The organism is Starkeya sp. ORNL1 (assembly GCF_012971745.1).
Lineage (GTDB): Bacteria > Pseudomonadota > Alphaproteobacteria > Rhizobiales > Xanthobacteraceae > Ancylobacter.
This window is the reverse complement of sequence record NZ_CP048834.1, coordinates 1,909,438-1,923,197: the sequence shown is the minus strand read 5'-3', so window position 1 is coordinate 1,923,197 and position 13,760 is coordinate 1,909,438. Positions and strand designations below refer to the sequence as shown.

Below are 13,760 nucleotides of genomic sequence, written 5' to 3'. Positions count from 1 at the left end.
GGCAAGCCAAGCTGCTGTGTGAAGTGATGATCTTCACCCATTCCGACGAGCCGCTGAGCGTCACGCTGCTGCTGTTCCCCGGTCTGTCGCTGATGTCGCTGGCGGCGACGCTCGATCCGCTGCGCGGCGCCAACCGCGTGCTCGGCCGCCCGGCCTATCGCTGGAAGCTGGTCTCGATCGACGGCGCCATGCCGGTGGCGAGCTGCGGCCTGCCGATCCCGGTCGATGGCGCGTTCGATCCCGCCGAGCAGCAGGACGCGCTGGTGGTGGTCGCGGCCTTCAACGCGATCCGCCACGCGACGCCGCAGATCCTGCGGGCGCTGCGTGCCGGGGCCAAGCGCTCGTCCATTGTCGGCGGCATCGAATCCGGCTCCTGGCTCATGGGCTTTGCCGGCCTGCTCGATGGTCGGCGGGCGACGACGCATTGGGAGGACCTGGAGGATTTCGCTGCGCGCTTTCCCAATGTCGATGTGCAGCCGGATCGCTGGGTGGTGGACGAGCCGGTTTTCACCACCGGCGGCGCGACGCCGGCGCTGGATTGCATGCTGGCGCTGATTCGCGCCCGCAGCGGCTATTCCGCGGCGCTCGATGTCGCCAGCCTCTACATCTATGAGGAGGTGCGGATCGGCTCGGACGTGCAGCCCATCGTCTCCACCGGCCGCATCCGCCAGCATGAGCCGCGCGTCGCCGAGGCCATCCGCATCATGGAGACGCACATCGATGGGCCGCTGACGATTGCGACCATCGCCCATCGCGTCGGCCTGTCGACGCGCGGGCTGGAGACGCTGTTCCTGCGCATCGTCGATGTCTCGCCCGGCGCCTATTATCTGACGCTCCGGCTGAACGCGGCGCGGCGGCTGGTGGTGGACACCAACCTGCCGATCGCGGATATCGCCGAGCGCACCGGCTTCTCCGCCATCGCCTCGCTGTCCCGCGCCTTCCGCCGCCAGTTCGGCCAGCCCCCCTCGGTGGTGCGGCGGGCGCAGATGTAGGGCGTGAACCCATGAGCGGCTGGTCCGATATCGACCCTTGGCGGACTTTGGGAAGGGCTGCTTCCCGGGTGGCCTCGGTCTCGTTCGAGTGGCCGATTAGTGGTGCGATAGGCCTGCGCTATTGACGCCGTGTTGCATATACACCATGTAAATCCCATGGCTACCTGGACACTGTCCCCCGACCAACAAGCGCAGCTGCGAGAGGTAGAGGACTGCTGCCTGATCGCACGAGCACGACTGATTTCGCGGGTGGTGACGAATATCTTCGATGAAGAGCTGCGGGCGCTCGGTCTTGTTTCCTCGCAGCACACCCTGCTGGGTTCGATCATGCGGCTGGGCATGGCCACGCGTGCGGAAATTGGCCGCGCCAATCACATTGATCGCTCCACCTTGACGCGAAACCTCAAGGTAATGATGGACGCTGGATGGATTGAAGAGGTCGCCGATCAGGCTCACGGTCGTCAGAGGCCCTTGCGCTTGAGCAAGGCCGGCGAGGATCTGCTGTTCGCGTCGATCCCGGCTTGGCGGGCGGGGCAGCATCGTGCAGCCAAGGCGCTAGGAGAGGCCGGAGTGAAGGCTATCAAGGAGGTCGCGAACGATATCCTGCGAGGCTGACCTGAGCAGCGTCCCTTATGTTGCATATACAGCATTGCGAGTTATATGCTGCATATGCAACACGGCACCCTCGCAGGCGCCGGGAGGTGCAGTCAAAGACGGAGAATGGAAATGACGACCATACTGATAACCGGTGCGACGGGCGACACGGGAAGCCCGGCAGTGAAGGCGCTGCTGCGGAAGGGTCTCAAGGTCCGAGCCTTGGCCCGCCGCGAGGACGGTCGCTCAAAAGCGCTCACCGACCTCGGCGCCGAGGTCGTCTATGGTGACATCACGAGCCTGCGCGACGTCCGTAGGGCCCTCGAAGGCGTCAACCGCGCCTACTTTTGCTACCCTGTCGCCGACGGTCTCGTGGAAGCGGCTGTGATCTTCGCCCAAGCGGCCAGGGAGCAGAAGATCGAGCTTATCGTGAACATGTCGCACAAGCAGTCCCGGCCGCACGCCCGCAGCAAGGTCACGCAGAACCACTGGCTTTCGGAACAGGTGTTTGACTGGTCGGGCATCCCGACGACGCATTTGCGCGTCACCTTCTTCGCCGAATGGCTGCTCTACATTTCCCCGTTGATCCAACGCGGCCGTTACGTCATGCCATTCGGCAAGGATGGCCGCTTCGCGCCGCTGGCAGCGGCGGACACCTCGAAGATCATCGCCAACATCCTGGAGAAGCCGGATGGACATGGCGGCCAAGCCTATCAACTCCACGGCCCGAAGGAATTCAGCCATGAGGAACTGGCGGCAGAGGTAAGCCGGGTGCTCGGTGTGGACCTTCCGTTCGAGCAGGTCACGGCATCCGAGTTCATGGATATCCTGGGCATGCCCGAGAACACGACGCTGAGACGTCATTTCGAGTCGGTAGCAATTGACCAGCACGAAGGCCGCCTCGCCGGCCTGGACGACATCGGCACAACAATCATTGGCGGCCCGCTGACCACTGTCGAGCAGTTTATCAACGCCAATCGGCCGCGCTTCGCCCGCGCGGCTTGACCTTCCCCGACGTGGCTTCGATGTGAAGCGATGGCGACCAGCCGTACTGGACACGAACGCGAATGCGCGCGTGCCCAGGCAGCGCCAGTCGCCTGCAGCGAGACCGCAAATCCCGAAACTGCCTTGCCGATGGCCGGATATGTTACAATCCTGGGTCGCCGCACTGGGTATCGAGGAACAACCAGACAAGAACGCAAGAGCGACGGGAGGATCAGATGAAGCGCGCAAAGTGTTTCGAGCTTGTCGCCGCAGCCGGGCTGCTGGCGCTTGCCGCGGGTGCCGCTGAAGCTCAGACGGCCGAGATGACTTTCTTCGTTACAAGCGTCGGTTCCGGCAGGGGGGCTGATCTGGGGGGAATCGACGGTGCAGATGCGATCTGCCAGCGCCTCGCCCAGGCGAGCGGCGCCGGCGGCAAGACCTGGCGAGCCTATCTGTCGACGCAGGCAGCCGGTGGGGCCGCGGCCGTCAATGCGCGTGACCGCATCGGCGCCGGTCCGTGGCGCAATGCCAAGGGCGCGGTGATCGCCAGCAGCGTCGCTGATCTGCATGGCGGCGCAGCGAACCTCACCAAGCAGACTGCGCTCAATGAGAAAGGCGAGCCCGTCAACGGCCGCGGCGACACGCCCAACCAGCACGACATGCTGACCGGATCGCAGCCCGACGGCACGGCGTTTGGCCCGGGCGAGGACCGTACCTGCGGCAACTATACCAAGAGCGGCACCGAGGGCGCGGTGATGGTCGGCCACCATGACCGCACCGGGCTCGACGAGTCACCGCCCGCGAAATCCTGGAACACCTCGCACCCCTCGCGCGGCGGCTGCAGCCAGGACGCTCTGCGAAGCACCGGGGGCGCCGGCCTGTTCTACTGCTTCGCCAGCAATTGACACGATCCGCCCGGTGGCGGCCAGAGGCCGCCTCCGACCCTGAGCCGAGGTCAACTCTCCAATCCGTGGCGGACCGGCTCAGAGCAGGTTGATCGAAATCTCGACGTTGCCGCGGGTGGCTTTCGAGTAGGGGCAAATATCGTGCGCCTGTTCGATCAGGGCGCGCGCCGCTTCGTGCTCCACACCGGGCAGCGCGACATTGAGCCGGGTGCTGAGCGAGTAGCCGTCGTCCCCGAGATTGAGATCGACCTCGGCACTGATGCTCACTCCGGCCGGCAGCGTGAGCTTCCTTTCGTGGGCCGCCGACACGATCGCGCTGGCGAAGCTGGCCGACCACCCGGCCGCAAGCAATTGCTCCGGGTTGGTCCCAATTCGCATGGATCCGGGTGTCGAAAGCCTGATGTCGAGCAGGCCGTCGGAGCTGCGCGAGGCGCCGTTCTCGCGGCCGCCCGTGGTTGCGATCCTGGCCGTATAGATAATCCTTGCGATCCGGCTCATGGCATTCTTCTTGTGATTGCGGCGCCTGCAGCAAAGGCGGCGCCGCGAACGCGTTCACGCGGCGACCTCGATAATGGCATCGGCAAAGGCCTGTGGCGCTTCCTGGGGCAGGTTGTGCCCGATGCCGCCGGTGATCGTCCGGTGGCTGTATCTGTCCGAGAACATCTTCGCGTAGGCGCTGGGGTCCGGGTGCGGTGCGCCATTGGCGTCGCCCTCCAGCGTGATCGTCGGCACGCTGATGACCGGCGCCTTGGCGAGCCGCGCCTCGAGCTCGTCAAACTTCGGCTCGCCCTGAGCGAGACCGAGCCGCCAACGGTAATTGTGGATGACGATGGCGACGTGATCCGGATTGTCGAAAGCCGCAGCGCTGCGCAGGAAGGTGGCATCGTCGAACTTCCACTGCGGCGATGCCAGCTCCCAGATCAGCCTGGCGAAATCATTGGTGTATTTCTCATAGCCGGCGCGACCGCGATCCGTGGCGAAGTAAAACTGGTACCACCACTGCAGTTCGGCCTTCGGCGGCAACGGCGCCTTGCCGGCCTGCTGGTTGCCGATGAGATAGCCGCTGACCGAGACCATCGCCTTGCAGCGCTCCGGCCACAGCGCGGCGATGATGTTCGCGGTCCGCGCGCCCCAGTCGCAGCCGCCGACGATCGCCTTCTGGATGGCCAGCGCATCCATCAGGGCGATGATGTCGGTTGCGATCGCCGCCTGCTGGCCGTTGCGCACCGTCCCGTCCGACAGAAAGCGCGTGGTGCCATAGCCGCGCAGATGCGGCACGATCACGCGGTACCCCTTGGACGCCAGGATCGCAGCCACATCGACATAGGTGTGGATGTCGTAGGGCCAGCCATGCAGCAGGATCACCGGTGGACCGTCCGCCGGTCCCTGCTCGGCATAGCCGACCTTCAGCACACCGGCATCGACCTGCTTGAGTGGGCCGAATTGCGTCAGCGGCGCGTTCCCGGATGGCGTAGCCGCCTGGTCCGCTCCAGGGGAGGCAGCGCTCGCCGGCGCGACGAGGCCGAGCTCGGCAATCGCGAAGCCCATTGCCGCGGCGCCGATCATGTGACGACGGCGCTCATCGATCGTCTCCGGAAAACTGGTGGTGTTCATGGTGATGCCTCTCAAGGTGCGGCGATGCGTTTTGGATTGCGGACGCTTCCAAGCGTCACGAGACGAACTGCGGGCCGCCGTCCCGGACGCTCGGCCGCTAGCGTGCCTCCCGTGAAGCGCGTTCTACTTCGGCAGTTCCCGGCCGAGCTGCTCGGCCACCATGTATTGCGCGTACCAGTCCGGCCAGGTCTCGTCGTGCCGGCCGCCGGTGCGCTTTTCGTGCTCGCCATGCGCGGTCGCCGCGCGCCGCAGCGCTGCCGCGAGGTCGGCTCCGGAGCCGAAGCTGGTCGCCTTCGAGTCGATCCGGCCCGGAAACCGGGTGGTGATCTCCTGGAGCAGCCAGCCATTGCCGTCGGGATCGTTGAACGTCGCAAAGGACACGTAGCTGCGTCCCTCCGGATCCCGGCCATTGATGGCCGGCTGTCCCGGTCCGGCACGGTGGAACACGTCGCTCACATCGGCGCCGTGGGCGACGAGGTCGGCGCGCGCCGCCACGATGTCCGCCACGATGAGATAGAGCCCCTGAGCCGAGCCCGGCGCGGCCGCGGTGAGCCCCTTGCCGAAGTGGATCGAGCCCGGCGAGCCGGGAGGCGTGAACTGCACCACCCGGAACGTGTCGCCGACCGGGAAGTCGGCATCGAGCCGCCAGCCGAGGCCCGCGTAGAACTGCTTGGAGCGGTCGACGTCCGCGACCGGGATGACGACGACCTCGAGCTTCAGGTCGACGGGACGCGCACTTGCGGTGTCTGACATGGTCGTTTCCTTTTCCATGCGGGTGGCCCTGAGCCTGACCTGAGCCTCGGCCGCCCCGTCCGGTTCAGATTTGCTGGCGCAGCGGACGGAATGACGTCCTGAGCTCGGCGGTGAAGGCCGCGGGCTGTTCCCAGGCGGCGAAGTGGCCGCCCTTGGGCAGCCGGTTGTAATGGATCAGCTTCGGATACGCCTTCTGCGCCCAGCTCTGCGGCGCCTGGTAGATCTCGTCCGGGAAGGCGCTCACGGCGACCGGGATCTTGATGCCGCGGGGGTCGAAGAAGCCTCCCGTCGGAAAGTGCGCATTGTCCCAATAGAGGCGCGCCGAGGAGATCGGGGTGTTGGTCAGCCAGTACAGGGTGACATTGTCGAGGATGTCGTCGCGCGTCAGGCCCTCGGACTTGCCGTCGAACACGCCGGCGATCAGCTCGTAGCTGCGAATGTCGTGGTCGAGCATCCAGGCCGCCAGTCCGACCGGCGAGTCCACGATGCCGTAGAGCGTCTGCGGGCGGTTGTTCATCTCGATCGCATAGCCCAGCCCGTTCTTGTAGAAATCGTCGAGCTGATCCCAGGCGCGCTTTTCGTCCGGCGACAGGCCGGCAGGCGGCGGGCCGCCGGCGGCGAGCGCCTTCGAGATGTCGGCAGGGACGGTGGCCGCCATGTTGGTGTGGATGCCGAGCAATCCCGGCGGTTCCTGCACCGCCATCAGCTCGGTTACGGCGTTGCCCCAGTCGCCGCCCTGCGCGACGTACTTGGTGTAGCCGAGGCGCTGCATCAGCGTCGCCCAGGCCTTGGCGATGCGGACCGGCGTCCAGCCGGGCGCCGTCGGCTTGCCGGAGAAGCCGTAGCCGGGCAGCGAGGGGATCACCACGTCGAACGCGTCCGCTGCGCTGCCGCCATGCGCCGTGGGATCGGTGAGCGGCGCGATGATCTTGATCTGCTCGATGATCGAGCCGGGCCAGCCGTGGGTGATGATCACCGGCAGCGCCTTGTCGTGCTTCGAGCGGACATGGATGAAGTGAATGTCGAGCCCGTCGATCTCGGTGACGAAGTTCGGCAGCGCCTTCAACTGCGCCTCGCATTTGCTCCAGTCATAGTCGCTCGCCCAATACTGCGCGAGCTTGCGGGCGGTCGCGAGTTGCACGCCCTGCGTGGTGTCCGTGACCGTCTCCTTGTCCGGCCAGCGGGTTGCGGCCACGCGCCGGCGCAGATCGGCGACGTCCTCCGGCGGGAAGCTGATGGTGAACGGGCGAATCTGGTCGCCCGCCGCGGCGGCGAGCGAGGGCGACGGGAACAGGCTTGCAGCACCTGCGGCGGCAATGCCCATTGCGGTCGTGCTCAAGAGCAGGCGACGGTCCTGGTCGATATGTTCGGGAGTCCTGATCGTAACCATGGGTCTCTCCTGGGAGCGTGGGATGCTCGGTGCTGCCCAACACCTATGCCCTCGGGACGGAGATCTCCCGTTATGTGTTGTGAGTCCGCTGTTAGTCGCCGTCAGTGCCGGTGCCCGTCGTGCAACCGTTCGCCCGGAACATACTCCAGCGTGTTGAATCGAGAGCACTATCCTGTCGCTCGGATGATTCCATCCGAGCGGATAGGGCTCTATGGTGCCGGTGCAGTACTTGACTTAGGCTATCAGCTTGGTGGCAGGCGGCTCCGAAAGAAGACGCCATGACGACAGCGGCAGTTCAGACCAAGGACGGAGTGTCGTTTGGTCCTTTCCATCTGGTTGCGAACGAACGGCTGCTCACCAAGGCGGGGGCGCCCGTGGAGTTGGGCGCGCGCGCCCTCGACCTTCTCGTCGTCCTGATTTCCGCGCCGAACGAAGTCGTCAGCAAGAAGGATCTGCTGTCGCGGGTCTGGCCCGATGTCGTGGTCGAAGAAGGCAGCCTGAGATTTCACATCGCCAGCCTCCGCAAGGCGCTGGGCGATGGCCAGGACGGCGCGCGCTACATCACGACCCTGCCAGGGCGGGGCTATTGCTTCGTCGCATCGGTCTCGCGAACGGGCGGCGGCAGTGACGATGCGCCCGTCGCCGCCCATTTTCCGCACGCAAATCTTCCCACTCGCCTGGGCAGGATGGTCGGACGCGATGACGATGTCCTCAAGCTGTCGGCTCGGCTGAACGCGTCACGCTTCGTCACCGTCGTCGGCGCCGGCGGGGTCGGCAAGACCACCGTCGCCATAGCCGTCGGACATCATCTGGTCGACGCCTTCTCGGGAGCCGTGCTGTTCGTCGATCTCGGCATGCTCGGCGATCCCGGCCTGGTGACGACCGCCATGGCCTCGATGCTCGGGCTGTCGGTTCAATCGAATGACGCGACGCCCAATCTGATCGCCTATCTGCGCGACAAGCGCATCCTGCTGATCCTCGATACATGCGAGCATGTCGTCGACGTGGTGGCGAGCCTGGCTGCGAGCATCATCGACGCGGCACCACAGGTGCACATATTGGCGACCAGCCGCGAGGCGCTTCGGGTCGAGAGCGAGCAGATCTATCGGCTGGATGCGCTCGCCTATCCGCCGGACGAGCCTGGGCTCACCGCGGCGATGGTCCAGGCGTTCCCGGCCACGCAATTGTTCGTGGAGCGCGCGGTCGCAAGCGGCGCGCGTCTGGACATCAGCGATGCCGAGGCGCTGCTGGTCGCCAGCATCTGCCGAAAGCTCGACGGCGTGGCGCTGGCGATCGAACTGGCGGCCAGGCGCGTCGAATCCCACGGCCTGCAACAGACGGCCGCGCTGCTCGATCAGCGCCTGACGCTGCTTTGGCTGGGGTCGCGAACCGCGCCGCCGCGCCAGAAGACCTTGCAGGCCACGCTGGACTGGAGCTTCGGGCTCCTCACCGAACTCGAACGCGTGGTGCTGCGCCGGCTCGCCGTATTCGTCGGCCATTTCACGCTCGATGCGGTGCTGGAAGTGGTCACCAGCGCCACCCTCGACCGGGCGACCGTCCTTGGCGCCATGGACAGTCTCGTCGCCAAATCGATCGTGGCGACGCGTCCGATCGGGGCGATGGTGCGCTATCGCCTGCTCGACACCACGCGCGCCTATGTCCTCGATATCAGGATCGATGAGGCCGAGGCTGCCGACGTGGCCGTGCGCCACGCCGCCTATTATCGACGCTGGCTGGAGCAGACCGGGATCGAATGGCCGAACCTTGCGACCGGCGAGGAGCGCACCCCGCATTTCGCCGCCATCAACAATGTCCGCGCCGCCCTGGATTGGTGCTTCGGCACGAACGGGAACACCGACATCGGCATCGGCCTCGCCGTCGCTGCCGCGCCGGTGTTCCTGGCGATGTCCCTGCTGCCGGAATGCCATCGCTGGTCCGAGCGCGCGATCTTCGCTCTTGACGATGCCGCCCTCGGCGGGCTCGACGAGATGCATCTTCAGGCGGCCCTCGGCGTGTCCCTGATGTTCACGCGGGGAGGGCGCGGTGCGGCACGTATAGCCCTGGAAAGAAGCTTCGCAATCGCCGGGGAACGCGGCGATGCGCTCGATCAGGTGCATCTGCTGGGTCCGCTCAACATGTTCCATCTGCGGACCGGAAACTTCACGGCGGCTCTCCAATTCGCCAGAAGCTGTTCCGCCATCGCCGCGACGCTGGAGGATCCGGTCGCGATTGCCCTGGCACACGCCATTCTGGGGATTTCGCTTCACCTTCGCGGTGACCTTGCCGAAGCGCGCACCGAGCTCGAGGCGGCGCTGGATCGTGGGCCGCGCTCCCAGCGAACCACCACGATCTATCTCGGCTTCGAAGGCAAGATCCTGGCGCGGGCTATTCTGGCGAGAAACCTCTGGCTGCAAGGCCACCCGGATCAGGCCATGGCATGCGCCCGGCAAGCCGTCGAGGAAGCGGCCGCCATGGATCATTCCCTGACGCTGGCGATCGCGCTGGTCTGGGCGATATCGGTGTTCCTGTGGACCGGCGACGTGAGGAGTGCCGAGGCCTATATCGACAGGCTCATCGCCCGCGCCGAGACCCACTCCATGGCGCCTTATCTGCTGGTCGGTCGCGGCTTCCGGAGCGAAGTCGCGATCCGTCGCGGCGACGCTGCAGCCGGGGTCGAGGGCCTGCGGAGCTCGCTTCAGAAGCTGCACGCGGCGCCCTACGAATTGCTCTCGACCGAGCTCAACCTCTCGCTGGCCGGCGGACTGGCCGCGATCGGGCAGGTCGATGAAGCCATTGCGCTGATCGACGAGTCGCTCGGCCAGGTCGAGACGAACGGCAACCGATTGTACCTTCCCGAGTTGCTGCGGAAGAAGGCAAGCCTTCTCCTCCAGCTGCCGGAATCCAATCGCAATGAGGCCCGCGCCTGCCTCATGCAGGCACTGGAGCTGAGCCGGAGCCAGGGCGCGCGGGCCTGGGAGCTGCGAAGCGCAATCGACATGGCGGCGCTGATGACCGGCACAGGAGAAATCGACAGCGCCCGCGCGCTGTTGCAGCCGGTATTCGCGCAATTCGTGGAAGGCGTGGGCACTGCGGATTTGAAGGCCGCCGAGCAGCTGCTGGCCACGCCGCGCTAGGTCGGGCAGCTTCTACAGCCACTTGGGCACATCGACGCGCGCATAGTTGCGCAGCTTGTCGATCAGGGTATTCGCGTCTGCATCCACCGATATCGAATGACGATGTGCCGCGGGCAGGAATTTGGTCTCGACCATATGGTCGATGAACTCCAGGAACGCTGTGAAGAACCCGGCGGTGTTCAGGAGACCTACCGGTTTGTCGATCTCCGACAGCTGGTTCATGGTCCAGACTTCCATGAGTTCTTCCATGGTCCCGATGCCTCCGGGCATCGCGATGAAGGCATCGGCCAGCTCGGCCATGCGCTCTTTCCGGCTGCGCAGGGTCGGCACGATTTCGTGCCGGGTCAGGCCGGCATGCGAGTGCCCGCGCTGGTGCAGGCTCTGCGTGATGACGCCATGCACGCCGCCGCCGGAAGCCAGCGCGGCCTCTGCGACGACGCCCATCAGACCCTTGGTCGTTCCGCCATAGACCATGGTGATCCCGGCTTCGCCCAAAGCCCGGCCGAGCGCGCGCGCTCCCTCGGCAAAGTCGTCGGAAGCACCGAAGTTCGATCCGCAGAATACGGCGATGGTCTTGATGGAACGCGTTGTCATCTGGACGGCTCTCTATCCGTTGTCGGCTTCCTGAAGCCCTCGATCTTATGCACCGGCTGCGGTCTCAGGCGGACAGCACCCGGGCGGGTTCACGCACCTATCCGGGTTCGCCGAACCATCGCGACGCGGCTCGGGCAATTTCCTCGTCGTCAGGCGCGTCCTCGCTGGCGAAGGCAACGAAACCATCGGGGCGCACCAGCACAGCGCTCAACCCCAACCGATCCCTGGCGTCGCCTGCGACGTAGGTGATCCGCCCACTCCACCGGCTGGCGAGTGCCCGCAACGGTGCACGCGAGTCAAAGTCCAGCAACAGACCTCTCCCCTCGCTCATCAGATCGCCGATTTTCGTACCGTCGACCAGTTCGAAGTCGGGAACGCCGCGGCCCATGAGCGGGTGGCTGCCGCCAAGATCGTAGCGGAGGGAAACTCCCCACACGCGCTCGGCGAAGTAGGTCGCGCCGTCGCGCGTGTCGATGAGATCGCGGATGATGGCTTCGAGCGCGCGCGAACTCCGGTTCGGCCGCATGAGCGCGACTTGGGCGCGCGACCAGTCGAGAACCTGCGCCCCCACCGGATGGCGTTCGCTCGCATAGCTGTCGAGCAGACCGGCCGGCGCGTTGCCGCGGATGGTCGCGGCCAGCTTCCAGCCGAGGTTCATCGCGTCGCCGAGCCCGAGATTGAGCCCTTGGCCACCCAAAGGAGAATGGATGTGCGCGGCGTCGCCGGCGAGCAGCACCCGTCCGTTGCGGTAGGCTGTCGCCTGGCAGGCACGGTCCGTCCAGGTGGTGGCAAGCCGGAGGGCCCTCAGGGTGACGTCCGTGCCGGAAACCCGGCGCAAGACCCCCTGCACATGCTCGCGCGTGATCGGCTGGTTGCGGTGGAACGCGCCGCCGTCGAAGTCGACCATCGCGATGGTCCCGGGCGCCGAGTACGTATACATGCCCGTCGGCGTGTAGTGACGGCCTGGGCGGAGCTTGTCCGGATCGGCCATCTCGACGTCGACGGAATAGCCGGTGAACTCGGGATCGGTGCCGGCGAACTCGAAGCCGGCAGCCTTGCGCACCGTGCTGCGGCCGCCGTCACAACCGACCAGCCAGCGCGCGCGAAAGCTCTCGCCGCCGGCGCGAATGGTCACGTCTTCGTCCGACTGGCTGAGGTCCTCGACGCCGAGGCCGCGCCTGATCTCGACGCCCATCGCGCTTGCGCGAGCGGCCAGGGCGGATTCGAGGGATTCCATGTCGACCGCCATGCTGGTGCCGGCTGGACTTGGCAGGCGGTACTGCCACTTCGAGGTGTCGATATTGTCCAGGTAGAACTGGATGCCGGCGAAATGGCCGCCCGGGCGGCGCGCCTGTTGCATCCAATGTGCGGCGCCCGAAGTGCTGCCGTTACTTGGGTCATCTTTCGCGCGTTGCGGCGCCGCGATGTCGTCGAGCCAGCCGCGACGGTAGAAGGCTTCGATGGTGGGCGCCGAGAGGCCGCGCATTCCGAACGGAAGCCGCTTCAGGGGCGAGCGCGGGTCTTCGGCCCGCTCCAGCACCAGAACCGAGAGCTCAGCGAGCCGCAGCTCGCAGGCGAGAAACAGGCCGACGGGGCCGGCACCGGCAATCACGACATCATGGCGAGCCGGGTGATGGCTGTGCATGAACAACTCCTTTGTCGATGTTCGACCGGAGCGTTCCTCGAGTTCGGGACCACACGGACGAACGATGGGGCGCCTGGGCAGCGTCCGATGTTCGTCGTGGGGATCTCGTGCACGAAGCCAAAGACCAGAGCTTCCGTTACCGAAAGGACTTGGGCTTACCAGACCAAGTCTGCCTTTTCCGACGCCGGTTATATAGCGTCGTGGCAATTGCTCTGCAACGCACATGGCTGCGACGCCCCGGGATCGCCAGGCTGTTTGCACAACCTGTCCTCATCACAAGGTCAGCAGCGCCGAATAGAAATGCGCTTGAAGTTGCTGATCGGTAATGGCTCTGGACTGGGCGATGGCATCCGGTCCCGATCCCGTTCCCTGGACCGAGAAGAACGTCAAATCGTGCAGGCCGATGGTGCCCAGGATGGTCGTCAGATAGGGCGTGAGAAAATCCGGCTGACGCGCACGCTCGCCGGAAAATCTTCCGCCGGATGCGATGGCGACATAAACCGGACGGTCTTGCAGCGTGCCGACTTTTCCAGCGCTGGTCACGTTGAAGGTCCGGCGCGCGCGAACGATGTGATCGATCCACGCCTTCAGCGCGGCGGGCACGGTGAGATTATGCATCGGGGTGCTGATGACCACGAAGTCCGCGCTCTCCAGTTCCCGGATGAGCTGTTCGGAATAGATCATCGAGCCGTCTTTGGAGACATCCGCCGATGACTGCTGGGAGATCGCGTAATTCTCGTCGACATTCGGTATGACGGCGCCGCCGATCGCCCGCTTTACGACGATCGCCTCCGGCTCTCTCTCCATCAAATGGTCGATTATCTTTTGCGACAGCCGGTAGCTCTCGGAGGCATTGCCGCGAGGGCTGCAGCTGACATGCAGGATCTCTTTCATCTGCTCGTCTCCAGTCTGCTTTGAGTGACGGTGCTCACGCCCGATTTTCGGTAGACCGGATCGCCCGGCAGGCGATGTCCGGCCCGGAGCGCGAGACAGGAAACAACCTAGAAACTCCTTGGCTCATGCCCAAGGTCCATGAATTGGCTAAGCAACTGGTCCATGTTGCTCACCCGCATAGATCAATGCACTGCGAGGCCAGTGCAGGCGGATGAATGGTTTCCGCAGAACGACGCGCCGTGCCGGCAGCGCCGAAGCGAT

Annotated in this window: 12 protein-coding genes; 5 read left to right on the top strand and 7 right to left on the bottom strand. The window is 65.5% G+C overall.

Annotation, left to right across the window (positions count from 1 at the left end):
• Positions 1-26 precede the first annotated feature (26 nt).
• From G3545_RS09340 to G3545_RS09325, 4 genes are all read left to right on the top strand, one after another.
• A complete protein-coding gene (locus G3545_RS09340; RefSeq protein ID WP_170011896.1) occupies positions 27-992 on the top strand; it encodes a GlxA family transcriptional regulator in 966 nt (321 codons plus the stop codon).
• A gap of 156 nt (positions 993-1,148) precedes the next feature.
• Positions 1,149-1,607: a MarR family winged helix-turn-helix transcriptional regulator gene (locus tag G3545_RS09335; RefSeq protein ID WP_170011894.1), complete on the top strand. Its 459-nt coding sequence runs from the start codon at positions 1,149-1,151 to the stop codon at positions 1,605-1,607.
• A 111-nt stretch (positions 1,608-1,718) separates the two neighbouring features.
• A complete protein-coding gene (locus G3545_RS09330) occupies positions 1,719-2,591 on the top strand; it encodes an SDR family NAD(P)-dependent oxidoreductase (RefSeq protein ID WP_170011892.1) in 873 nt (290 codons plus the stop codon).
• A gap of 215 nt (positions 2,592-2,806) precedes the next feature.
• Positions 2,807-3,475, top strand: a complete 669-nt coding sequence (locus tag G3545_RS09325; protein WP_170011890.1) for a hypothetical protein — start codon at positions 2,807-2,809, stop codon at positions 3,473-3,475.
• Positions 3,476-3,553: 78 nt separating this feature from the next.
• On the opposite strand, the gene G3545_RS09320 is transcribed toward G3545_RS09325, so the two are convergent.
• The 4 genes from G3545_RS09320 to G3545_RS09305 all read right to left on the bottom strand — a co-directional run bounded on the left by G3545_RS09320 (position 3,554) and on the right by G3545_RS09305 (position 7,166).
• Positions 3,554-3,973, bottom strand: a complete 420-nt coding sequence (locus G3545_RS09320) for an organic hydroperoxide resistance protein (RefSeq protein ID WP_170011887.1) — start codon at positions 3,971-3,973, stop codon at positions 3,554-3,556.
• A 54-nt stretch (positions 3,974-4,027) separates the two neighbouring features.
• Positions 4,028-5,089 carry an alpha/beta hydrolase gene (locus G3545_RS09315; RefSeq protein ID WP_170011885.1) on the bottom strand — a complete coding sequence of 354 codons (1,062 nt, stop codon included), beginning with the start codon at positions 5,087-5,089 and terminating at the stop codon, positions 4,028-4,030.
• 123 nt (positions 5,090-5,212) lie between these two features.
• Complete coding sequence (locus G3545_RS09310) at positions 5,213-5,860, bottom strand: VOC family protein (RefSeq protein ID WP_170011883.1); 648 nt, start codon at positions 5,858-5,860, stop codon at positions 5,213-5,215.
• A 46-nt stretch (positions 5,861-5,906) separates the two neighbouring features.
• Positions 5,907-7,166 (bottom strand): epoxide hydrolase family protein, encoded by a 1,260-nt coding sequence (locus tag G3545_RS09305; RefSeq protein WP_170017981.1) that lies wholly within the window; start codon positions 7,164-7,166, stop codon positions 5,907-5,909.
• Between the two features lie 344 nt (positions 7,167-7,510).
• Between G3545_RS09305 and G3545_RS09300 the strand changes: the two genes are divergently transcribed.
• Positions 7,511-10,366 (top strand): winged helix-turn-helix domain-containing protein, encoded by a 2,856-nt coding sequence (locus G3545_RS09300; protein WP_170011881.1) that lies wholly within the window; start codon positions 7,511-7,513, stop codon positions 10,364-10,366.
• A 12-nt stretch (positions 10,367-10,378) separates the two neighbouring features.
• Here the strand turns inward: G3545_RS09300 and G3545_RS09295 are convergent, their stop codons facing one another.
• The 3 genes from G3545_RS09295 to G3545_RS09285 form a co-directional block, all read right to left on the bottom strand.
• Positions 10,379-10,960 carry a TIGR00730 family Rossman fold protein gene (locus G3545_RS09295; RefSeq protein ID WP_170011879.1) on the bottom strand — a complete coding sequence of 194 codons (582 nt, stop codon included), beginning with the start codon at positions 10,958-10,960 and terminating at the stop codon, positions 10,379-10,381.
• A gap of 97 nt (positions 10,961-11,057) precedes the next feature.
• A complete protein-coding gene (locus G3545_RS09290; RefSeq protein ID WP_170011877.1) occupies positions 11,058-12,605 on the bottom strand; it encodes an FAD-dependent monooxygenase in 1,548 nt (515 codons plus the stop codon).
• Between the two features lie 273 nt (positions 12,606-12,878).
• Positions 12,879-13,499, bottom strand: coding sequence for an NAD(P)H-dependent oxidoreductase (locus G3545_RS09285; RefSeq protein WP_170011875.1), 621 nt, complete (start codon positions 13,497-13,499; stop codon positions 12,879-12,881).
• Between the last annotated feature and the right edge of the window lie 261 nt (positions 13,500-13,760).